The 20,776-nt window shown below is 74.1% G+C and carries 20 protein-coding genes, 1 tRNA gene and 1 riboswitch; of the genes, 4 read left to right on the forward strand and 17 right to left on the reverse strand.

The features are described 5' to 3' along the window. Positions 1 to 201: 201 nt before the first annotated feature. The 3 genes from VF825_RS12495 (at position 202) to VF825_RS12505 (ending at position 5,323) form a co-directional block, all read left to right on the forward strand. On the forward strand, positions 202 to 1,380 hold the full coding sequence (locus tag VF825_RS12495; protein ID WP_331113740.1) for an exonuclease SbcCD subunit D: 1,179 nt from the start codon (positions 202 to 204) through the stop codon (positions 1,378 to 1,380). Continuing rightward, a complete protein-coding gene (locus VF825_RS12500; RefSeq protein ID WP_331113742.1) occupies positions 1,377 to 4,547 on the forward strand; it encodes an SMC family ATPase in 3,171 nt (1,056 codons plus the stop codon). The genes VF825_RS12495 and VF825_RS12500 overlap by 4 nt, the downstream gene beginning before the upstream one ends. Positions 4,548 to 4,678: 131 nt before the next feature. Beyond that, the gene (locus tag VF825_RS12505) at positions 4,679 to 5,323 is read left to right on the forward strand and encodes a dihydrofolate reductase family protein (protein WP_331113744.1); all 645 of its coding nucleotides are present in this window, start codon (positions 4,679 to 4,681) and stop codon (positions 5,321 to 5,323) included. A gap of 156 nt (positions 5,324 to 5,479) precedes the next feature. On the opposite strand, the gene gcvP is transcribed toward VF825_RS12505, so the two are convergent. From gcvP to cmk, 14 genes are all read right to left on the reverse strand, one after another. Then, the gene (gene gcvP / locus VF825_RS12510) at positions 5,480 to 8,377 is read right to left on the reverse strand and encodes an aminomethyl-transferring glycine dehydrogenase (RefSeq protein WP_331113746.1); all 2,898 of its coding nucleotides are present in this window, start codon (positions 8,375 to 8,377) and stop codon (positions 5,480 to 5,482) included. Positions 8,378 to 8,479: 102 nt separating this feature from the next. Continuing rightward, positions 8,480 to 8,584: riboswitch (glycine riboswitch) on the reverse strand. 79 nt (positions 8,585 to 8,663) lie between these two features. Next, positions 8,664 to 9,248, reverse strand: a complete 585-nt coding sequence (locus tag VF825_RS12515) for a MerR family transcriptional regulator (RefSeq protein WP_331113748.1) — start codon at positions 9,246 to 9,248, stop codon at positions 8,664 to 8,666. A gap of 162 nt (positions 9,249 to 9,410) precedes the next feature. Next, positions 9,411 to 9,944 carry a bifunctional nuclease family protein gene (locus VF825_RS12520; RefSeq protein WP_331113750.1) on the reverse strand — a complete coding sequence of 178 codons (534 nt, stop codon included), beginning with the start codon at positions 9,942 to 9,944 and terminating at the stop codon, positions 9,411 to 9,413. 18 nt (positions 9,945 to 9,962) lie between these two features. Then, a complete protein-coding gene (locus VF825_RS12525) occupies positions 9,963 to 10,661 on the reverse strand; it encodes a MerR family transcriptional regulator (protein ID WP_331113752.1) in 699 nt (232 codons plus the stop codon). 37 nt (positions 10,662 to 10,698) lie between these two features. Next, positions 10,699 to 11,160: an FHA domain-containing protein gene (locus VF825_RS12530; RefSeq protein ID WP_331113754.1), complete on the reverse strand. Its 462-nt coding sequence runs from the start codon at positions 11,158 to 11,160 to the stop codon at positions 10,699 to 10,701. A gap of 112 nt (positions 11,161 to 11,272) precedes the next feature. Continuing rightward, complete coding sequence (gcvH, locus tag VF825_RS12535; protein WP_331113756.1) at positions 11,273 to 11,662, reverse strand: glycine cleavage system protein GcvH; 390 nt, start codon at positions 11,660 to 11,662, stop codon at positions 11,273 to 11,275. A 49-nt stretch (positions 11,663 to 11,711) separates the two neighbouring features. Continuing rightward, positions 11,712 to 12,497, reverse strand: a complete 786-nt coding sequence (locus VF825_RS12540; RefSeq protein ID WP_331113758.1) for a DUF881 domain-containing protein — start codon at positions 12,495 to 12,497, stop codon at positions 11,712 to 11,714. Further along, on the reverse strand, positions 12,494 to 12,826 hold the full coding sequence (locus VF825_RS12545; RefSeq protein WP_331113760.1) for a small basic family protein: 333 nt from the start codon (positions 12,824 to 12,826) through the stop codon (positions 12,494 to 12,496). Before VF825_RS12545 ends, VF825_RS12540 begins: the two co-directional genes overlap by 4 nt. Continuing rightward, entirely contained in the window at positions 12,823 to 13,800 is a 978-nt protein-coding gene (locus tag VF825_RS12550) for a DUF881 domain-containing protein (protein WP_331113763.1), read from the reverse strand. The genes VF825_RS12545 and VF825_RS12550 overlap by 4 nt, the downstream gene beginning before the upstream one ends. Then, positions 13,797 to 14,414, reverse strand: coding sequence for a CDP-alcohol phosphatidyltransferase family protein (locus VF825_RS12555; RefSeq protein ID WP_331113765.1), 618 nt, complete (start codon positions 14,412 to 14,414; stop codon positions 13,797 to 13,799). The genes VF825_RS12550 and VF825_RS12555 overlap by 4 nt, the downstream gene beginning before the upstream one ends. A 107-nt stretch (positions 14,415 to 14,521) precedes the next feature. Continuing rightward, positions 14,522 to 14,595: transfer RNA gene (locus VF825_RS12560), tRNA-Pro, on the reverse strand. 116 nt (positions 14,596 to 14,711) lie between these two features. Next, positions 14,712 to 16,232 (reverse strand): ribosome biogenesis GTPase Der, encoded by a 1,521-nt coding sequence (gene der / locus VF825_RS12565; RefSeq protein ID WP_414695842.1) that lies wholly within the window; start codon positions 16,230 to 16,232, stop codon positions 14,712 to 14,714. After that, complete coding sequence (locus VF825_RS12570; protein WP_331113769.1) at positions 16,225 to 16,911, reverse strand: lysophospholipid acyltransferase family protein; 687 nt, start codon at positions 16,909 to 16,911, stop codon at positions 16,225 to 16,227. The genes der and VF825_RS12570 overlap by 8 nt, the downstream gene beginning before the upstream one ends. Beyond that, a complete protein-coding gene (cmk, locus tag VF825_RS12575) occupies positions 16,904 to 17,608 on the reverse strand; it encodes a (d)CMP kinase (RefSeq protein ID WP_331113771.1) in 705 nt (234 codons plus the stop codon). The genes VF825_RS12570 and cmk overlap by 8 nt, the downstream gene beginning before the upstream one ends. Positions 17,609 to 17,641: 33 nt before the next feature. On the opposite strand from cmk, the gene VF825_RS12580 reads away from it, so the two are divergent. Beyond that, positions 17,642 to 18,160 (forward strand): 2'-5' RNA ligase family protein, encoded by a 519-nt coding sequence (locus VF825_RS12580; protein WP_331113773.1) that lies wholly within the window; start codon positions 17,642 to 17,644, stop codon positions 18,158 to 18,160. A 159-nt stretch (positions 18,161 to 18,319) separates the two neighbouring features. On the opposite strand, the gene VF825_RS12585 is transcribed toward VF825_RS12580, so the two are convergent. The 3 genes from VF825_RS12585 to VF825_RS12595 form a co-directional block, all read right to left on the reverse strand. Further along, positions 18,320 to 19,507 carry a prephenate dehydrogenase gene (locus VF825_RS12585; protein WP_331113775.1) on the reverse strand — a complete coding sequence of 396 codons (1,188 nt, stop codon included), beginning with the start codon at positions 19,505 to 19,507 and terminating at the stop codon, positions 18,320 to 18,322. Continuing rightward, complete coding sequence (gene aroH / locus VF825_RS12590; RefSeq protein WP_331113777.1) at positions 19,504 to 19,899, reverse strand: chorismate mutase; 396 nt, start codon at positions 19,897 to 19,899, stop codon at positions 19,504 to 19,506. Before aroH ends, VF825_RS12585 begins: the two co-directional genes overlap by 4 nt. A 37-nt stretch (positions 19,900 to 19,936) precedes the next feature. Continuing rightward, on the reverse strand, positions 19,937 to 20,776 hold an 840-nt coding region (locus VF825_RS12595), incomplete at its 5' end, for a pseudouridine synthase (protein WP_331113779.1).

Below are 20,776 nucleotides of genomic sequence, written 5' to 3' on the forward strand. Positions count from 1 at the left end.
CCCCTCAGCGTGACCCAACCACACCGGCGAGCGCGCGGCCAGACGGTGCCGGCGAGCCACGCTGCGGCGGTGAGGCACGCCATACCCGCTGGTGCTGCCCCGGCGGGACGTGACCCCGGTATGCCGTGTAGCACCAGGCGGCGTGGAGGCACGCCGGGGAGGGTGCACGGACCTGTCGGCGACTCCCCCTAGCCTGCAGGCGTGCGCTTGATCCACACCTCCGACTGGCACCTGGGGCGGTCCTTCCACCGGGTGGGGCTGCTCGACGCCCAGGCGGCCTTCGTCGACCACCTCGTCGAGGTGGTCCGGGCCGAGCGGGTCGAGGCGGTGCTCGTCAGCGGCGACGTCTACGACCGGGCGCTGCCGGCACCCGAGACGGTGGCCCTGCTGTCCGAGGCGGTCACCCGGCTGATCGACGCCGGCGCCCAGGTCGTGCTGTCCAGCGGCAACCACGACTCGGCGATCCGGCTGGGCTTCGCCGCGGAGCTGCTCGAGCGCGCCGGGCTGCACATCCGCACCGGGCTGTCCTCGATCGGCCGGCCGGTCCTCGTGGGCGACGTCGCGGTGCACCCGCTGCCCTACCTCGAGCCGTCCGTGGCCGCCGACCGGCTCGGCGCCGGCGAGCGCACCCACGCGGCGGTGCTGGGGGCGGCCATGGGGCGGGTGCGTGCCGACCTGGCCGGACGCGGTGGGCGTTCGGTGGTCATGGCGCACGCGTTCGTCACCGGCGGGGCGACCAGCGAGTCCGAGCGCGACATCAGCGTCGGCGGGGTCAGCGCCGTGCACCCCTCCACGTTCGACGGGGTCGACTACGTCGCGCTGGGCCACCTCCACGGCCGTCAGCAGGTCGCCGAGGGGCAGCGCTACTCCGGCTCGCCGGTGCCGCTGTCCTTCTCCGAGGTCAACCACACCAAGGGGTCCTGGCTTGTCGAGCTCGACTCCGCCGGCGTCGCGGTGACCGCGGTCGAGGCGCCGGTGCACAAGCCACTGGCGGTGCTGCGCGGCACGCTCGAGGAGCTGCTGGCCGACCCGCGGCACGCCGACGCCGAGCGGGCCTGGTGCCAGGTGACGCTCACCGACAGCGTGCGCCCCCTGGGGGCGATGGACCGGCTGCGCGAGCGTTTCCCCGACACCCTGGTGCTCCAGTTCGACCCGCAGGGCGTCCGCGAGCTGCCCACCCCCTACGCCGCAGCCGTCCGGCAGCGCGACGACCTCGACCTGTGCTGCGACTTCCTGGCCCACGTCCGCGGCGGCAACGCGCCCACCGAGGCGGAGCGGGAGGTGCTCGGCTGCGCGGTCGAGGGCTCGCGCCGCGACCGCGCCCGGCAGGACGACGAGGGACAGGCCGACGCGCGCGACGAGCGCAGTGGTGCCGCATGAGGCTCCACCACCTGGGCATCACGGCGTTCGGGCCGTTCGCTGCTGATTCCGAGGTCGACCTGGAGGAGCTCTCCGCCAGCGGCCTGTTCCTCATCCAGGGACCCACCGGCGCGGGCAAGACCTCCGTCCTCGACGCCATCTGCTTCGCGCTGTATGCCGCGCTGCCCGGTGCGCGTTCGGGCGCCCGATCCAGCCTGCGCAGCGACCACGCCGCCGAGGGGGCCGTGCCCCAGGTGCGGCTGGAGTTCACCGCCGGCGGGCGCCGGTTCCTCATCGTGCGGTCCCCGGAGTTCCAGCGGCCCAAGAAGCGCGGCACCGGCACGACCAAGGTCCAGGCCAGCGTCGTGCTGGAGGAGCGGGTCGACGGGGAGTGGGTCAACCGGGGCACCCGCAACGACGAGGTGGCCCAGGTCATCCAGGACGTCGTGGGCATGGGCCTGGAGCAGTTCGTCAAGGTGGTGCTGCTGCCGCAGGGGGACTTCGCCGCGTTCCTGCGGGCCAGCCCCGAGGACCGGCGCACCGTGCTGGCCAAGCTGTTCGACACCAGCCGGTTCACCGACATCGAAGCCTGGCTGGCCGACCGCCGCCGCGAGCTGGCCGCCGACCTGGCCGACAATCGGGCCGAGCTGGGCCGCCACCTTGCCCAGGTCGACACCGCGGTGGAACTGCTCGACCTCGACGACCCGACGGCGGGCCCCACCAGCGACGCCCGCTCCACCGGCGACAGCGACCAGCTGGTCGTGGCGCTGCCGGACTGGGGCAGCCTGCCGCGCCCCGCGGTGGCGGCCGCGTTGACCGAGCTGGAGTCCGCGGTCACCCAGCACGCCGGCGCCGCCCTGGCCTCCCGGTCCCTGGCCGAGGACCGTCATGAGGCCGCGGACGCCGCGTGGCACGCCGGGCGCCGCACCCTGGAGCTGCAGGAGGTGGCCGCACGGGCGGCCGCCGAGCTCGAGGCCCTCGACGAGGCCCGGCCCGCCTACGACGCCGCGACCGCCACGGTGGCGGCAGCCCGCCGCGCGGCTGTGGTGAGCGGCCACCTCGAGGCCGCCGACGACGCGACCGCTGTCCTCGCCACGACCAGCCGTGAGGTGCGCGACCTCGCCGCTCCGCTCGCGGGGCTGCTCGGCTGGGAGCCCGAGGGCGAGGAGCTGCCCGACGGGCCGGCGGTGGACGGCCTCGCCGAGCGCCTCCGCACGGCCTCCGGGCCCCTGGACCGCGCGCGCACCACGGCCGAGGGCCTGGCCCCCCTGCGGCGCGAGGCCGATGCCCACGAGACCGACGCGCTCGCCCGTGACGAGGCCGCGGCCGGCGTCGCCAGCCAGGTCGTGGAGGCCGGTGACGCCGTCGCGCGGGCCGAGGAGGCCCTCGCCGGGCTGCGCCGGCTGGCCGGGACCGTCGACGCCTCGCAGACGCAGGTCGACCGGCTGACCCGCACCCACCGGCTCAGCGCCGAGCAGGACCGGTCCCGCCCGCGGCTGGCCGCGCTCGAGGCCGAGCTGGCCCAGGCTCGCGCGGCGACGCTGCAGGCGCGCGAGGAGTCGGTGTCCCTGCGGGAGCGGCGGCTCGAGGGCATGGCCGGTGAGCTGGCGGCCTCACTGGCCGACGGGCAGCAGTGCCCGGTGTGCGGCGCGTGCGAGCACCCGTCCCCGGCGACCCGCGGCGACGTGGTCACCTCCGAGCAGGTCGCCCTCGCCGAGCAGGCGGTCACCGACGCCGGTGCCACCGAGGCGCACCGGGCCGGTGAGGTCGCCGCCCTCGCCGCGGCCGTCGCGTCCCGCGACGAGGAGCTCGCCGGGGTCGACGCCACGACCGACGAGCTGGCCGACGAGCTCGCGCGGGCCCGGCAGACGCTGGACCAGGCCCTCGCCGCCGCGACGGGGCTGGCGACTGCGGAGGCCCAGGTCGAGGCGCGACGCCGCGACCTGGAGGGGTTGCGCACCCAGCAGGGTGAGCTGACCGCCCAGCGTGAGGCAGCCAGGGCCCTGGCGTCCGCGGCGCGCGAACGCCTCGGTGAGGTCACCGCCCGGGTCCGCGACCTCCAGGCCGAGCACGACGGCGACTGTCCCTGCGTGACTTTCACCGCGGGCGCTGACCACCGCGACGACGGCAGCCACGACGGCAGCGATGCCACTGGCGAGGTCGCGCTGGAGGAGCGCCTGGCTGCCCACGAGGCCCTGGTGTCCGGCGTCGAGGCACTGGCCCGGGCGGTCCGGGCGCACACGGCCGCCGCGGCCACGGCCGGGGCGGCCACCGCCCGGCTCGAGGAGTCGTTGCGGGACAACGAATTCACCGACGTGGGCGCCGTGCGCGAGGCGTCGCTGCCCGAGAGCCACGTCCGCGAGCTCGAGTCCCAGCTGCGTGAGCTCGACCGCCGGCGCGACCAGGCCGAGGCTCGACTGGCCGACCCCGAGGTCGTCGCCGCCCGCGACGCCGCGGTGCCTGACCTCGACCAGCTCACCCACGCCCGTGACGCCGCCGGCCGGGCCCTCGGGGCCGCTCGCGACCGGCACACCCTCGCCGAGCGCGCCAGCTCACAGCTGCGCCAGCTGCACACCGCCGTGCGCGCCGTCCTCGACCGGCTCGGCCCGGCCGAGGACGAGGCCGCCCTGGTGCAGGAGCTGGCCGACTGTGTCGCCGGCACGAGCGCCAACAACGCCCTGCGGATGCGGCTGTCGTCCTACGTGCTGGCGGCGCGCCTGGAGGAGGTCACCCTCCTGGCCAACGAGCGGCTGCGCACCATGAGTGACGGCCGCTACGCCCTGGAGTACACCGATGCGCTCGCCGCACGCGGAGCACGCAGCGGACTCGGCCTGCGCGTGCGTGACGCGTGGACCGGCCTGCCCCGGGACACCTCCACCCTCTCCGGCGGCGAGGCGTTCATGGCGTCGCTCGCGCTCGCACTCGGACTCGGTGACGCGGTCAAGGCCGAGGCGGGCGGGCTCGACCTGCAGACCCTGTTCGTGGACGAGGGCTTCGGCACCCTCGACGAGGAGAGCCTCGAGCAGGTCATGTCCGTGCTCGACGGGCTGCGCGAGGGCGGCCGCGCCGTGGGCATCGTCAGCCACGTGGCCGAGCTGCGCCAGCGCATCCCGGTGCAGCTGCGGGTCACCAAGACCCAGCGGGGCTCCGAGCTCACGGTGCGCGTCGAGGACGCCCCCGCAGCCTGAGCCGGGCGACCCGGTCGCGGAGGCAGGTGCCCGGTCGTGACGAGTGCACGTCGTCGCCGGTGCGCTCGCCATGACCCGGGCCACGCGACAGACTGCGGACACGGGCGGTTCGACCACAGGGAGGCACAGTCATGTCGCAGGTGCGGGTCCACAACTTCTCCATCTCCCTCGACGGCTTCGGCACCGGCGAGGGGCAGACCCTGGAGTCCCCGTTCGGCCACGCCGGCGGCCGGCTGCACAACTGGTTCTTCCAGACTCGCGCGTTCCGCGCCATGCAGGGCCAGGACGGCGGGAGCACCGGGGTCGACGACGCGATGGCCCAGGCCTGGGACGCGGGCATCGGCGCCGAGATCATGGGGCGCAACAAGTTCGGACCCCAGCGGGGCCCGTGGGAGGACCACGACTGGACCGGCTGGTGGGGTGCGAACCCGCCGTTCCACACCCCCGTCTACGTCCGCACCCACCACCCGCGGCCCTCGGTGCAGATGGAGGGCGGCACGACCTTCCACTTCGTCGACGGCAGCCCCGAGGAGGTGCTGCGTCTGGCCCGTGAGGGCGCCGGCGGACTGGACGTGCGCATCGGCGGCGGACCCTCGACGGTGCGCGACTTCCTTGCCGCGGACCTCATCGACCACCTTCACGTCGTCGTCGTGCCGATCCTCCTCGGCCGTGGGGTGCGCCTCTGGGACCACCTCGAGGGCCTGGAGGAGCGTTTCGATGTCGAGGCGGTGTCGACACCCAGCGGGGTCACCCACCTCACCTTCACCCGGCCCTAGCTCCCGGCGCCACTGCCGCGCGCCCCCGCCCGCCCCGGGCGTCTCGGGCGTCTCGCCCCACCCCCTGAGACAACCTGGTGCCCGCCACGCCGCGAATCTGCCCCGCCAGGGCGGGAGACGCGGCGCAACGGGCACCAGGACGTGCCCTGCGGGCGGTCAGTCCTCGAACGACTCCGGCGGCGGGCAGGAGCAGACGAGGTTGCGGTCGCCGAAGGCCCCGTCGATGCGGCGCACCGGCGGCCAGTACTTCGCCCGCGGGTCGACCCCGTGCGGGTAGGCGGCGGTGTGCCGGTCGTAGGGGTGGTCCCACTCCCCCGCCAGGGACAGCGCGGTGTGCGGGGCGTGCCGCAGGGCGCTGTCGGCGACGGCGACCTCACCGCGGGCGACCTGCTCGATCTCCTCGCGGATGGCCACCATCGCGTCGCAGAACCGGTCGAGCTCGGCAAGGTCCTCGCTCTCGGTCGGCTCGACCATGAGCGTGCCGGCCACGGGGAAGGACATCGTCGGCGCGTGGAAGCCGTAGTCGATGAGCCGCTTGGCGACGTCGTCGACCGTGACGCCCGTGGTGCGGGTGATCTCGCGGACGTCGAGGATGCACTCGTGGGCGACCAGGCCCTCGGGACCGGCGTACAGGACCGGGAAGTGGTCACGCAGCCGGGCCGCGACGTAGTTGGCCGACAGGATCGCGGTCTGCGTGGCCTTGGTCAGGCCGGCGCCGCCCATGAGCCGGACGTAGGCCCAGGAGATCGGCAGGATGCTGGCCGAGCCGTAGGGCGCCGCCGAGATCGGGCCGACCCCGGTCTCCGGGCCGGCTTCCGGGGCCAGCGGGTGGTTGGGCAGGTGGGGTGCGAGGTGGGCCCGCACGCCGACCGGGCCGACGCCGGGGCCACCGCCACCGTGCGGGATGCAGAACGTCTTGTGCAGGTTGAGGTGCGAGACGTCGGCACCGAACTTGCCCGGGCGGGCGATCCCGACCAGCGCGTTGAGGTTGGCCCCGTCGACGTAGACCTGGCCGCCGGCGTCGTGCACCAGCTCGCACAGCTCGCTGATCGTGTCCTCGAACACCCCGTGCGTGGAGGGGTAGGTGACCATAATCGCGGCGAGCTGGTCGCGGTGCTGCTCGACCTTGGCGCGCAGGTCGTCCATGTCGATGTCGCCGCCCACGGCGGTCTTGACGACGACGACCTTCATGCCGGCCATGACGGCGCTCGCGGCGTTGGTGCCGTGGGCGCTGGCCGGGATGAGGCACACCGTGCGGGCGGAGTCGCCGCGCGCCTCGTGGTAGGCGTGGATCGCCAGCAGGCCTGCGAGCTCGCCCTGGGAGCCGGCGTTGGGCTGCAGCGACACCGCGTCGTAGCCGGTGACCTCGCACAGCCACGAGGACAGGTCGGTGACCAGCTCACGGATGCCTTCGGTCTGCGTCGCCGGGGCGAACGGGTGCAGCCCGGCGAACTCCGGCCAGGTCACCGCCTCCATCTCGGTGGTGGCGTTGAGCTTCATCGTGCACGAGCCGAGCGGGATCATGCCGCGGTCGAGCGCGTAGTCCTTGTCGGAGAGCCGGCGCAGGTAGCGCAGCATGGCCGTCTCGCTGTGGTGCGTGTGGAAGACCGGGTGGGTCAGGTATGCCGTCTCCCGCACCAGCGCGCCGGGCCAGGACGGCTCCGCCTCGCCCACCTCGGTTGGGCCGGTGACCCCGAAGGCCGCCCAGACGGCCTCCAGGTCGGCCAGCTCCGTGGACTCGTCGGTGCTGACCGACACGCGGTCGGCGTCGACCTGCCAGAGGTTGACCCCGCGCGCCGCGGCCTCGGCCACGACCTCCGCCGCGCGCCCCGGCACGGCGACGGTGACGGTGTCGAAGAAGTGCGTCGTCGCCACGTCCACGCCACCGGCACGCAGCCCCTCGGCCAGCGCGACGGCGTGGGCGTGGGTGCGCCGGGCGATCCGGGCCAGGCCCTGCGGGCCGTGCCACACGGCATACATGCTGGCCATCACGGCGAGCAGCACCTGGGCGGTGCAGATGTTGGAGGTCGCCTTCTCGCGGCGGATGTGCTGCTCGCGGGTCTGCAGCGCGAGCCGGTAGGCCTGGTGCCCGTCGGCGTCGACGCTCACCCCGACCAGGCGGCCGGGCAGCGACCGCTCCAGGCCGGCGCGCACGCTCATGTAGCCGGCGTGCGGGCCGCCGAAGCCCATGGGCACGCCGAAACGCTGGCTGCTCCCGACCGCGACGTCGGCGCCCCACTCGCCGGGCGGCGTGGCCAGGGTCAGCGCGAGCAGGTCGGCCGCGGCGGTGACCAGGGCGCCGGCCTCATGGGCGGCGGCAGCCAGGGCCGACCAGTCGCGCAGCTCGCCGTCGGCGCCGGGGTACTGCACCAGCACGCCGAAGACGGCGCGGTCACCGGCGGCCGCGGCCAGGGAGGCGGCGTCGGTCACCGAGGTGAGGTCGGCGACGACCACCCCGAGGCCGAGCGGCTTGGCGCGGGTCTGGATCACGGCGATCGTCTGCGGCAGCGCGTGCTCGTCGACGAGCAGCACCGCGTCCTGGGCGACCTTGCTGGAGCGGCGCATCAGCGTCATCGCCTCGGCGGCGGCCGTGCCCTCGTCGAGCAGCGACGCGCCGGCGGTGGCCAGACCGGTCAGGTCGGTGACCACGGTCTGGAAGTTGATGAGGGCCTCGAGCCGGCCCTGGGAGATCTCCGGCTGGTAGGGCGTGTAGGCGGTGTACCAGGCGGGGTTCTCCAGCACGTTGCGGCGCACCACCGGCGGAGTGACCGTGCCGTAGTAGCCCAGGCCGATCATCGAGGTCAGCACGGTGTTGCGGGAGGCGAGGCGGTGCAGCTCCTCGATCACCGCCTCCTCGCTGGGGGCGGCCTCGACGCGCAGCGGACGCTCCGCGCGGATGCCACCGGGCACTGCGGCGTCGATGAGCGCGTCGATGCTCGACTGGCCGACCACCTTGAGCATCTCGGCCGTGTCGTCGTCGGAGGGGCCGATGTGGCGCGAGACGAAGTCCGGCTCCTGCGGCAGCGCGCTGTGGGAGGACTGGGCGTGGGACATGAGGCTCCTGTCGCGGGACCAGCGGGGGCACTGGCCGTTGGTTGAGGTGTCGCCTCCCCCTCTGTCGCCGCGAGCCGTCAGGACCGCGCACTCCAGAGTTGCCTCACCCGCGTGGTCCTGGCGCCTGAGAGGTTCCGGGGAGTTTGCCCCTTCGGCGCCCCGCCGGCCGGCCACGGCCGGTCGCGAGGTCTCTCCCACGCAGGGTTGTCAGCACCGCGAAATCTACCACCGGCGGCCATGACACGGCCCGGGCCGCGGGCCCGGGCCGGTGTGCACCGTGCCGGGGTCAGCTGATGAGGCGGGACGAACGGCGCACGCTCAGCTCGTCACCCGGGTGCGCGGCGGGGGTCTCGTCCTCCGGCCGCTCGCTGGGCAGCTGGGCCAGCTCGCCCTCGACCTCGCGCCAGACCCGGCCGACCGCGATGCCGAAGACGCCCTGACCGCCCTGGACCAGGTCGATGACCTCGTCGGCGGAGGTGCACTCGTAGACGCTGGCGCCGTCGCTCATGAGGGTGATCTGGGCCAGGTCCTCCACGCCCCGCTCGCGCAGGTGGGTGACCGCGACCCGGATCTGCTGCAGCGAGACCCCGGTGTCGAGCAGGCGCTTGACGACCTTGAGCACGAGGATGTCGCGGAAGCTGTAGAGGCGCTGGGTGCCCGAGCCGGTGGCGCCGCGCACCGAGGGCTCGACCAGACCCGTGCGGGCCCAGTAGTCGAGCTGGCGGTAGGTGATCCCGGCGGCCTTGCAGGCCGTGGGCCCGCGGTAGCCGGTGTCCTCGCTCAGCGTCGGGAGGTCGTCGCTGAAGAGCAACCCCTGGGCAGCAACCGGCACCGTGGGGCTGCCGTGCTGCGCGTCTCCGGTGGGGTTCACGCCTACCTCCCGTGTAACTACATGGCCGTCGTTCGTCTTTTGACGGTAGGGCCGCCCGAGGGGTGCGTCAATCACCTCTGGAGGGTGCGTCGCGACGTGTCGCGCACCTGGGACCCAACTCTCAAGGTCAGGTCAAGACTGAGGGTACGTCCGCGGGGAGCCTCACGAGGCCCGCGGCCCTCCCTCGCCCTCGTCCCCACCTTCAGCCTCGCCGCCGGCCTCATCGCCCGCCTCCTGCTGGAAGTCCTCGGCCGAGACGTGGTCGAGGAACTCGCGGAACCGCTCGACCTCGTCGTCCTCGTCCTGGGCGATGGCCACGCCGGCCTCGTCGAGCAGTGACTCCTCGGCCATGATCGAGGTGCCGGTGCGCAGAGCCAGCGCGATGGCGTCCGAGGAACGCGCACTGACCTCCAGGCTGCCGTCGAAGATCAGGCTGGCATAGAAGACGCCCTCCTTGAGCGCGACGATGCGCACCTCGGAGAGCGTGTGACCCAGGTCGTCGATGACGTTCTTGAGCAGGTCGTGGGTGAGCGGCCGCGGCGGCACGACGCCCTGCTGGGCGTAGGCGATCGCGGTGGCCTCGGCGGCACCGATCCAGATGGGCAGGTAGCGCTCGCCGTCACGTTCCCTCAACAGGACGATGGGCTGGTTGGTGGGCATCTCCACGCGGACACCGAGGACGTCGAGCTCTCTCACGGGCTCAACGGTACTCGCTCAGTCTGTGCGCAGTCCCGAGCGCACCAGCGCCGCGTGCAGGGCGATGCACTGGCTGAGGATCTCGGCCGTCGGGTCGGCAGAACCGTTGGCCTGCCTGGACTTGCCCCGTCCGCGCATCGGTGACACCACCTGCTGCACCAGCCCGATCTCGCGGTCGGCCGCGCTGCGGAAGGGACGCAGGTGACGCGCCTCGATGCCGAAGCCGGCCAGGGCCCCGGCCGCGCGGGCGACCGCCAGGTCGGGCTCACCGAAGTGCCCCGAGCGGTCCGGACGGACCAGCCCGAAGGTCTCCAGCGCCTCGAACGTGCGCAGGTCGAGCCCGGCGGCCTCGCGCAGCTCGCGGGCGGTCAGCCGCAACGTCCCGGGCAGGGACAGCTCTGCGGCGTCCGGCACGGCCGGGTCCGCGGGGACCACCGGCACCCGTGGGGTCAGCGGGCCGTCGGTGCCGCCCGGCGGCTCCAGACCGCGGTCCATGGCGTCGAGCGCCTCGCGGATGACCTTCAGCGGCCAGAACCGGTCGCGCTGGACGCGCAGGACGTAGCGCAGGCGCTCGACGTCGGCCTCGGCGAAGGTGCGGTAGCCGGCGCCGGTGCGCTGGGGTGTCACCAGCCCCTCCGTCTCCAGGTAGCGGATCTTGGAGATGGAGACGTCCGGGAACTCCTCCTGCAGGGCGGCGAGCACCGCCCCGATCGTCATCCGCCGGGCTGCCCGGCCGGGCGCCTCAGGGCTGGACTCACGCGGAGGATGCGCCCGAGCCCGCATAGAACACCAACCGGAACTTGCCGATCTGGACCTCGTCGCCGGTGTGCAGGACCGCCTCGTCGATGCGCTGGCGGTTGACGTAGGTGCCGTTGAGGGACCCCACGTCGCGCACGATGAAGCTGCCGCCCTCACGACGGAAGGTCGCGTGCTTGCGGGAGACGGTGACGTCGTCGAGGAAGATGTCGGAGTCGGGGTGGCGACCCGAGCTGACCTCGTCGGCGTCGAGCAGGAAGCGCGCGCCGGTGTTGGGTCCCCGCAGGACGACCAGCAGGGCGGTGCCTTCACGCAGGGCGTCGACCGTCGCCTGGTCGGCGGCGGTGAGGCCACCCTCTTCGGGCGCCCCCTCGACGTGCTCGAGGTCGCCGATCCCGGGGAACCGCATCGTCGTCGGTTCGCCGGAGCGGATCGGACGCTCCTGCTCGCTGTCAGTCATCGGGTGCGCACCTCTGTCTTTCGGGGCTGCCGGTCGGCCCAGGGTGCCCCAACCCTAGACCACAACTTGAGGATGACGGAGAGGTTTGGACAATCGGCCCAAACCCCTCTGGTCAGGACAGCTGGGCGCGGTAGGCGTCCACGTCGAGGAGCCCGTCGAGGGCACCCGCGTCGGCGAGCTTCACGGCATACATCCAGCCCTGGCCGTAGGGGTCGGTGTTGACCAGCTCCGGGGAGGAGTCGAGCGCCACGTTGACCTCGACGACCTCGCCGGCCAGGGGCGCGTAGATGTCGCTCACGGACTTGGTCGACTCGACCTCGCCGCATGCGGCGCCCGCCTCGAGGGTGTCCCCCACAGCCGGGAGGCTGACGTAGACGACGTCACCGAGCGCGTCCTGGGCGTAGGCGGTGATGCCGATGCGGACGACGCCGTCGGACTCGACCGCCACCCACTCGTGCTCCGCCGTGTAGCGCAGGTCGGCGGGGTAGTCCAGGTCGCTCATGGTGCTCCTTGAAGGCGTTGGCACAGCTGGGGGTTCGGGCGGGAGGGGGTCACGACGCCGACGGGGTCGGCGTGGGCACCGGGCGAGCGTAACGAGGCTCGCGCAGCGTCTGCAACGCGTCGATCCCCAGGTCCTGGGACTGGGTCACCCGGGGGGTCGCCCCGAGGCCGCGGACGGTCTCGCTGATGCCGCCCGGGATGTCCATCGCGGCAGCCATCGTGGGCGCGTCGCCGATCGCGGTGAACGTGTAGGGCTGGGTCAGGTGGGTGCCGTCGACGTTGATGCCGTCACCGGAGTCGGTGAACGACGTGCTCGCCACGACCCGGACCGGGCCGATCTGCACGGCCTCGGCGCCGGCGTCGCGCAGCTCCTCGAGGGCGTCGAGCAGCACCGGGGCGGTGACCTTGTGGCCCGGGTCGTCGATGGTCATCGTGATGCCGGGCCCGCGCGCCGGCAGCGTGCCGGCCAGCACGCCCAGGGCGTCCAGGCGCTCCCGGGCGGCGGTCAGCGCGGCCGCGCTGGAGCCGTTGACGAGCTCGTCGCGGGTGGTCTGCAGCGCCCGGGCCTCGGTGTCGAGCCGGGCCTGGCTCTGGGTGACGTTGTCGAGGATGCCGACCAGGTCGCTCTGGCGCAGCGACTCCAGCCCCTGCTCCTGGGTCTGGTGCACCTGCGTGGCGATCGCGAAGCCCAGCACCAGGGCCAGCAGGGCGGCGAAGGCGTTGGCGCGGGTGGCCTTGGGCCGGGCGACGGCGGCCAGCCGGCGCCAGGCGGTGTCGGCCGGCGGCGGGGGCTCGGTGACGGCGGGGGCCTCGTGGCGTCCGGGCTGCTCGCTCATGCGCGGAACAGGTGTCGGCGGATGGAGGCGACGTTGGAGAAGATCCGCAGGCCGAGGACGACCACGACGCCGGTGGACAGCTGAGCGCCCACGCCGAGCTGGTCGCCCAGGAACACGATGAGGGCGGCCACGACGACGTTGGACAGGAACGACACGACGAAGACCTTGTCGTTGAAGATGCCGTCCATGACGGCCCGCACCGCGCCGAACACCGCGTCCAGGGCGGCAATGACCGCGATGGGCAGGTAGGGCTGCAGCCACAGCGGCACCGTGGGGTGCAGGAGCAGGCCGGCGACGATGCCGGCGAGCAGGCCGAGTGCGGGGATCACGGTGCGGTCTCCGTCGTGGTCGGGGATGAGGTGCTCGAGCCTGTGCTGCTCGAGGTCGCGCCCCGCGTGGCGGGGGCGGTGCCCGTGTCCTGGGGCCGGGCAAGGCGGGTGTTGAGCGAGGAGTCGCCCGGGACCATCAGCCGGTCCCCGGGCTTGATGTCGGCACGGATGCCGTAGTTGTCGGTCAGCGACTGCAGGTAGCTGCCACCGTCGGTGCCCGCGAACTCCGCCGGCAGCGAGGCCGAGTCGCCGAGGGCGGTGATGACGTAGGGCCGGGTCAGCGGCCGGTAGTCGACGAGGATCGCCTGCCCGGCGAACCGGATCGCCGACCGGGAGGTGAGCCGCTGGCCGTTGATGGAGATCGCCTCCGCCCCGGCCGCCCAGAGCCCGTTGACGACGATCTGCAGGTCGCGGGCGATGACCTTGCCCTGGTCGGTCGTGGCGCTGGTGCGCGGGTCGACCGCGCTGCCCTGGTCGTTCTTGGTGGCCGGGGCGTCGTCCATGGTCAGCGTCAGGCCGGGGCCGATGGCGGGTACGGCGCCGGTCACGAGCTCGGTGTCGCGCAGCTGGGTGAGCAGCTGGCCCTGGCTGGCCAGCTGCAGCGACTGGGCCTGGGCGGCGTCGATCTCGGCACGCAGCCTGGCCACCCGCGCGGTCTGGGCGTCGAGGTTGTGGCGGCGCGACTGGATCTCGGTGATGAGCTGCTGCTTGGCCTTGCTGGCGGCCGTGGCCGGCACGCGCAGGGACAGCGCGCCGATCACGAGCAGCGCCCCGAGCAGGACCGCCCCGACCAGCAGCGTGGGGGTGCGCAGACCGGTCGAGGCCGGCAGCCCGGCCCGGACCCGGGCGTCGGCCGCGGCGGCGTAGCCGGGGTCCAGCGGGCGCTGCATGATCTCGTTGATCAGGGACATCGAGGCGTCGACCCGGCGGGGCGGCGCACCGGCCCCGGGTGCCCCGGACGTCCCGGCGCTCATGCCCGCGCCTGCCGCAGGGAGCGCAGCAGGTCCCGCACCTGCACGGCGTACATGATCCCGGCGACCCAGTAGAGGGCGACGCCCCACCACGCGAAGGCCCAGCCGACCGGGCGGGCCACGGCCGCGAAGGCGCTGCTGCCCTCACCGAGCAGCAGCAGCGGGAACGCGTAGAGCAGGTTGAACGTGGCGGCCTTGCCGACGAAGTGCACCGGCAGCCCGATGACGCCCTGGCGGCGCACGACGAGCAGCAGCACGGTGCCCAGGACCTCGCGGGCGACCAGCACGGCCACGAGCCACCACGGGATGATCTCGCGCCAGGCCAGGCCCAGCAGCGTGGACAGGATGTAGAGCCGGTCGGCCAGCGGGTCGAGCAGCTGGCCGACCCGGGAGATCAGCCCGAACCGGCGGGCGATCTTGCCGTCGAGGTAGTCGCTGACGCCGGAGAGCGCGAGCACGGTCAGCGCCCACCCGTCGTGGCCGGTGAGGATGAGCCACAGGAACAGCGGCACCCCGACGAGCCGCAGCATCGACAGCACGTTGGGGAGGGTGAAGACGCGGTCGCTGACAACGACCACGGGGCGTTGCGAGTGCGCCAGGTCCACCGGTTCCTCCACGTCACGAGCCTATGCGAGTCCCCGGCGGCGGCGTCAGGCGGCTCGCCGCCGACGACGAAGGCCGCCACCGGGTGGACCGGCGACGGCCTTCGTCGTACTGCGTTCCGTCGGGACGACAGGATTTGAACCTGCGACCCCTTGACCCCCAGTCAAGTGCGCTACCAAGCTGCGCCACGTCCCGGAACCGCTCGGGTGAGCGAGACGAAACCTTAGCGCACCGGTGCCCGGTGCTCCGAATCGCCCACCCGGCAGGGGTATCGCGGGCGGTCGCCGGGGTGCCCACCCTGCCCCGGGCGGCTACTTGCGGCGCTTCTCGCGCACCCGCACCGAGACCTCGATCGGGGTGCCCTCGAAGCCGAACTCCTCGCGCAGCCGGCGCTCGATGAAGCGGCGGTAGCCGGCCTCGATGAAGCCGCTGGCGAACAGGACGAACCGCGGCGGCCGGGTGCTGGCCTGGGTCGCGAAGAGCACGCGGGGCTGCTTGCCGCCACGCACCGGGTGCGGGTGGGCGGCCACGACCTCACCGAGGAAGGCGTTGAGGCGGCCGGTGGGGACGCGGGTGTCCCAGGACTCCAGCGCTGTCTCCAGGGCGGGCACGAGCTTGTCCATGTGCCGGCCGGTGCGGGCCGAGACGTTGACCCGCGGCGCCCACGGGATCTGCACGAGCTCCTTCTCGATCTCGCGCTCGAGGTAGTAGCGGCGCTCCTCGTCGAGCAGGTCCCACTTGTTGTAGGCGACGACCAGGGCCCGGCCGGCGTCGATCACCTGCTGCACCACGCGGATGTCCTGCTCGGCGATGGGCTGCTCGGCGTCGATGAGCACGATCGCCACCTCCGCCTTCTCCAGCGCCGTCTGGGTGCGCAGCGAGGCGTAGAAGTCGGCGCCGCGGGTCTGGTGCACGCGGCGGCGGATGCCGGCGGTGTCGACGAAGCGCCACGTCCGGCCCCCGAGCTCGATCATCTCGTCGACCGGGTCGCGGGTGGTGCCGGCGACGTTGTCGACGACGACCCGCTCCTCGCCCGCGAGCTTGTTGAGCATGGAGGACTTGCCCACGTTGGGGCGCCCGATGAGGGCGACGCGGCGGGGACCGCCCCGCTGGTAGGCCCCGCCGGCGGCGGAGACCTCCGGCAGGACGTCGAGGACGGCGTCGAGGACGTCACCGCTGCCGCGGCCGTGCAGTGCCGACACCGGCCACGGCTGGCCCAGGCCGAAGGACCACAGCATCGCGGCGTCGGCCTCGGCGCGGATGTCGTCGACCTTGTTGGCCACGAGCACCACCGGCTTGCCCGAGCGGCGCAGCAGCTTGACCACGGCCTCGTCGGTGTCGGTGGCGCCGACGGTGGCGTCGACGACGAACATCACGACGTCGGCGAGCTCGACGGCGACCTCGGCCTGCTCGGCCACCCGCAGGTGGATGCCGGTCGCGTCGACCTCCCAGCCGCCGGTGTCGACCAGGGTGAACCGGCGACCCGACCACTCGGCGTCGTAGGCCACGCGGTCACGGGTCACGCCGGGCACGTCCTCGACGACGGCCTCCCGGCGGCCGAGGATGCGGTTGACGAGGGTGGACTTGCCGACGTTGGGCCGGCCGACCACGGCCACGACGGGCAGCGGCCCGCCGTCGGTGTCGGCTCCGGACTCGGCGCCGCCACGCTCCAGGAGCGCGCGGTCCTCCTCGCTCAGCTCGAACTCGTCCAGCCCTGCGCGCAGGGCACGCTCGACCGAGGCGTCATCGCTCTCGATGGCGTCGATGGTCTCGGGGTGCTCGCTCACGGCAGGGTCCTCTTCATGGTGGTTCTCGGGGTGGGGATCATCCATTGTCCCGCATCGACAGGGGTGCCTCGTCCGGCAGGCCGATCCCCATGGTCACGCTGACCTGCGCGACGTGGTCGGCGAGCTGCTCCCGCAGCTGCTCGGTGGCCACGCGCAGGCGCTCGCGGCCCGGCATACCGGCCGGGGTCTGCAGCCGGAACGGCTCACCGAACACCACGGCGACCGGCGACCGCAGCGGCGGCAGGGTGCCCGTGCCGCGGCCGGTGCGGCGGGTGCCCAGGCACGCCACGGGCACCACGCGGGCCCCGGACTGCAGGGCCAGCCAGGTCGCGCCCTGCTGCACGGAGGCGACGTCGCCCCGACCGCGGGTGCCCTCGGGAAAGACGCCCACCGCTCCCCCGCGGCGCAGCACCGCCAGCGCGCTGCCCAGCGCCTCGCGGTCACCGATGCTGCGGTCGACCGGGATCTGGGCCACGACCCGCAGCGCCCGGCCGAGGACGCCGGTGAACAGCTCGCGCTTGACCATGAAGTGCGCGGGACGGGGTCCGACGGAGAAGACGAGCGGCCCGTCCAGGAAGCCCAGGTGGTTGGACACGAGCACGACCGGCTCGTCCCGGGGCACCCGCTCGGCGCCGACCACCTGCACCCGCCACAGGCTGCGCAGGAGCAGCCGCCCGAACCGCCAGCCGGCGGCGACGCCCCGAGCCGATGGGGCGTCAGGCACGGGTGCCGACGGTGGCCGCGACGACCTCCAGCACCGCCTCGACCGACTGCTCGAAGTCCAGGTCGGAGGTGTCCACCGTCGTGACGCCCTCGGCGGCCTCCATGAACGAGGAGACCGTCGAGTCCTTGCGGTCCCGGTGCACCACCTGGGCATGGGTCGCGGCCACGGCCTCGGCCTCGGCGTGCCCATGCAGCTCCGTGGCGCGGCGGCGCAGGCGCGCCTCCTCACTGGCGTAGAGGAGCACGCGCACGTCGGCGTCGGGCGCGACGACCGTGGTGATGTCGCGGCCCTCGGCCACGACGCCCCCGACCCGGTCGCGGCACGCGGCGATGATCTCGCGCTGGCGGCGACGCAGCTCGGCGCGCACCTCGAGGTTCGTGGCCACGGCCGAGACCTGCTCGGAGATGCGCGACTCGCGGATCGCGGCGCCCACGTCGGTGCCGTCCACGGCCACGCCGGGGGCCTGCGGCTCGGTGACCATGGTCAGCGGCAGCTCGCGCGCGGCCTGCGCCACGGCGGCCTCGTCGTGCAGGTCCAGGCCCCGCTCCAGGCACCACCAGGTGAGGGCGCGGAACATGGCGCCGGTGTCGAGGAAGGCCAGCCCGAGGCGCGTGGCGACGGCGCGGGACACGCTGGACTTACCGGAGCCGGAGGGGCCGTCGATCGCGATGACGAGGGGGGCGGAGGGCGTGCTCATTGGCCGGAGCCTATCGGTCGTACCGTGACAGGCATGGCCCTGGCCGTGTGCCTGCTGCTCGACCCGCCCGGAGACCGGGCGGTGCGCCGGCTGTGGCAGCGCATCGAGGACCAGGGCGTGCCCAGCATGGCCTCTCATACCCACCGCCACCACCTGCCGCACCTGTCGTATGCCGTGCTGCGGCACGGTGAGCCCGAGCACGTCTGCGAGGTGCTGGCCGAGCTGCCTCCGGGCGACCCGGTGCGCCTGCGCTTCGACGCCCTCGGCACGTTCCGGCGCGGCCGGGTGTGGCTGCTGCCCGCGCTGACCAGCGAGGTGCTGCGCCGACAGGAGCGGGTGGCCACGGCGCTCGCCGGGTTCGACCTGCACCGCGCCTACCTGCCCGGCTCGTGGGTGCCGCACTGCACGCTGGCCCCGCGGGTCCGGCTCGACCAGGTCCCGGCGGTGGCCGCCGTGGTCTTCGAGGTGCTGCCGCTGGCCACCCGGGCCTCGCGTGCGGCCCTGGTCGACAGCGGCACCGGCCAGGTGTGGCCACTCCCCCACCTCCCCTGAGGTCGTCGCGCCGGACGGGCCCCGCGCCGAGCCCGACGCCACGCGCCGCGCCCACCCAGCCCACCCACCCGCCGAGCTGGACGGTGGTGCCCCTTCAGCGCCGCTGAAGGGGCACCAGAGTCCAGCTCGGCGCAAGAACGGTGGGTCGTTGCCGCGGGGTCAGTCGTGGACGCGCCAGCCCAGGGCGGCCAGCGCCGTGGTCAGCGGCTCCTGCGCCGCCGGCAGCACCGACAGCTCGGCCAGGCCGACCGGCTGGCCCAGGCCGTGCTCGAGGTGCAGGTCCTCCAGGTTGATCCCCGCCTGGCCGACGTCGTGCAGCAGCCGGGCCAGGGCGCCGGGCTCGTCGGGCACGACCACCGCGACCGTGGCGTAGGTCGTCGGCGCGGCACCGTGCTTGCCAGGGATCCGGGCGTGGCCGGTGTTGCCCTCGGCGACGGCGCGAGCCAGCACCGCGCGTGCCCCGACCCCGCGCTCCGGGACACCGGCGATGCGCCCAGCCGCGGCGCCGGCTCCCGCGCCGGCCGACGTCTCACCCGCCTCGTCACCGGCGCCGAGCGCCTCCAGAGCGCCGAGCACGCCGTCGAGGTCGGCCCGGAGCGCCAGGAGCACGGCGCGCACGGCCGGGGCGTTGGCCGCCAGGATCTGGGTCCACATCGCCGGGTCGCTCGCGGCGATGCGGGTCACGTCGCGGATGCCCTGACCGGAGAGGGCCACGGCGCTCGCGGGCAGGTCGCGCAGCCGGCCGGCGACCAGTGACGCGGCCACCTGGGGCACGTGGGAGACCGCGGCGACCGCCGCGTCGTGCTCCTCGGGCGACATCTGGGTCACCGCCGCCCCGACCGCCTCGCCGAGGGACCGCACCGCGGCCACCGCACCCGGGTCGGCCTGCGGGCCGGGCGCCACGACCCACGCCCGGCCGTCGAACAGGTCCGCCTGGGCGGCGATCGCCCCGGAGCGCTCGCGTCCGGCCATCGGGTGGGATCCCACGTAGCGGCCCAGGTCGGCGCCGGTCGCCGCCAGTGCCGCCAGCACCGAGCTCTTGACCGAGGCCACGTCGGTGACGACCGCGTGGGGCCAGCGCTTGAGCTCCTCGGCGACGACGCGCGCCACGACGTCCGGTGGTGCCGCCACCACGACCAGGTCCGGCTCGTCGGTCACCTCCGAGGCGAGCCGCCCGGCGCCCAGGTCGCGCGCCAGGGCGGCTGCTGTCGGCGAGGCGTCCTCCAGCGCGACGCGGTAGCCGCCGGCGGTCAGCGCCAGCCCGAGGCTGGCCCCGATCAGCCCGGTCCCGACGATGCGGACGCTGCGCCCGTCCCGGTGCCCCTCCCCCGGAGCAGGGGTGGTCACTGGGCCAGGTCCCGGCGCAGGGCCGCGGCACCGCGCAGGTAGACGTGGGTGATCTCCTGACGCGTCAGGGGCGTCGTCACGTGGGCCATCAGCCGGATCACGCGCGGCATGGCCCCGGCGACGTCGAGCTCCTGGGTGCACATCAGCGGCACGTCGCCCATGCCGAGCTCGCGCGCGGCCACGGCGGGGAACTCGCTGTGCACGTCGGGGGTGGCGGTGAACACGATCGAGATGACGTCGTCGGTGGTCAGGTCGTTGGCCTCCATCACGGCGGTCACCAGCTCGCGAGTCGACGAGAGCACGTGGTCTCGCTGGTCGACGTCGAGCTGGATCGCGCCGCGGACCGCGCGCACCGCGCGGACCGGGCCGGTCGGCATACCGGTGTCAGTCACGGGAGCAACCGTATCCACGCGCCCGCGGCGCCCGCCGTCAGAGTCCAGCAGCTGAGTACAGCTTGCCGACCTCGTCGCGCGAGAGCGCCCGGATGCGCCCCGGCTTGAGGTCGCCGAGGTGGATCGGGCCGACGTCGGTGCGGACCAGCGTGATGACCGGGTGGCCGACGGCCTCGAGCAGGCGGCGCACCACGTGCTTGCGCCCCTCGTGCAGGATCACCTCGACCAGCGCCTTGCCCGGCGCGGAGTCGACGAGCTTGAACGAGTCGACCTTGACCGGGCCGTCCTCGAGGTCGATGCCGGCGCGCAGCCGCTTGCCCACGTCGCGGGCGACCGGGCCGGGCACCTGGGCGAGGTAGGTCTTGGGCACGCCGTATGCCGGGTGCTGCAGCCGGTGCGCGAGGTCACCGTCGTTGGTCAGCAGGAGCAGGCCCTCGGTGTCGGCGTCGAGCCGCCCGACGTGGAACAGCCGCTCCTTGCGGTTCATGACGTAGTCGCCGACCGAGGGCCGGCCGAGGTCGTCGCTCATCGTGGACACGACGCCCAGCGGCTTGTTGAACGCGAGGTAGAGGCGCGACTCGTCGAGCTGGACCCGCTCGCCGTCGACGTGGACGGTCTGGCGCACCGGGTCGACCCGGACGCCGAGCTCGGTCACGACCTGGCCGTCGACCTCGACCCGGCCGGCGGCGATGAGGTTCTCGCAGGTGCGGCGGCTGCCCACGCCGGCCGCGGCCAGCAGCTTCTGCAGGCGCACGCCGTCGGGGTCGTGCACGTCGACCGGCGCCGGGGCGGGCCGCTGCGGCAGGCGGGTGGGCTGGCTGGGCTTGGTGGTGCCGGAGCTGCCGCGGCGGGGTGCGCCGGAGCCACGACCGGTGCC

The organism is Oryzihumus sp. (genome assembly GCF_036391795.1).
GTDB lineage: Bacteria > Actinomycetota > Actinomycetes > Actinomycetales > Dermatophilaceae > Oryzihumus.

Coding starts and splice junctions, on each gene's coding strand:
- VF825_RS12500 (WP_331113742.1), top strand. CDS start 1,377: ATGAGGCTCCACCACCTGGGCATCACGGCGTTCGGGCCGTTCGCTGCT.
- VF825_RS12505 (WP_331113744.1), top strand. CDS start 4,679: ATGTCGCAGGTGCGGGTCCACAACTTCTCCATCTCCCTCGACGGCTTC.
- gcvP (WP_331113746.1), bottom strand. CDS start 8,377: ATGTCCCACGCCCAGTCCTCCCACAGCGCGCTGCCGCAGGAGCCGGAC.
- VF825_RS12525 (WP_331113752.1), bottom strand. CDS start 10,661: ATGACGATCGGGGCGGTGCTCGCCGCCCTGCAGGAGGAGTTCCCGGAC.
- VF825_RS12530 (WP_331113754.1), bottom strand. CDS start 11,160: ATGACTGACAGCGAGCAGGAGCGTCCGATCCGCTCCGGCGAACCGACG.
- gcvH (WP_331113756.1), bottom strand. CDS start 11,662: ATGAGCGACCTGGACTACCCCGCCGACCTGCGCTACACGGCGGAGCAC.
- VF825_RS12540 (WP_331113758.1), bottom strand. CDS start 12,497: ATGAGCGAGCAGCCCGGACGCCACGAGGCCCCCGCCGTCACCGAGCCC.
- VF825_RS12550 (WP_331113763.1), bottom strand. CDS start 13,800: ATGAGCGCCGGGACGTCCGGGGCACCCGGGGCCGGTGCGCCGCCCCGC.
- der (WP_414695842.1), bottom strand. CDS start 16,232: ATGGATGATCCCCACCCCGAGAACCACCATGAAGAGGACCCTGCCGTG.
- cmk (WP_331113771.1), bottom strand. CDS start 17,608: ATGAGCACGCCCTCCGCCCCCCTCGTCATCGCGATCGACGGCCCCTCC.
- VF825_RS12580 (WP_331113773.1), top strand. CDS start 17,642: ATGGCCCTGGCCGTGTGCCTGCTGCTCGACCCGCCCGGAGACCGGGCG.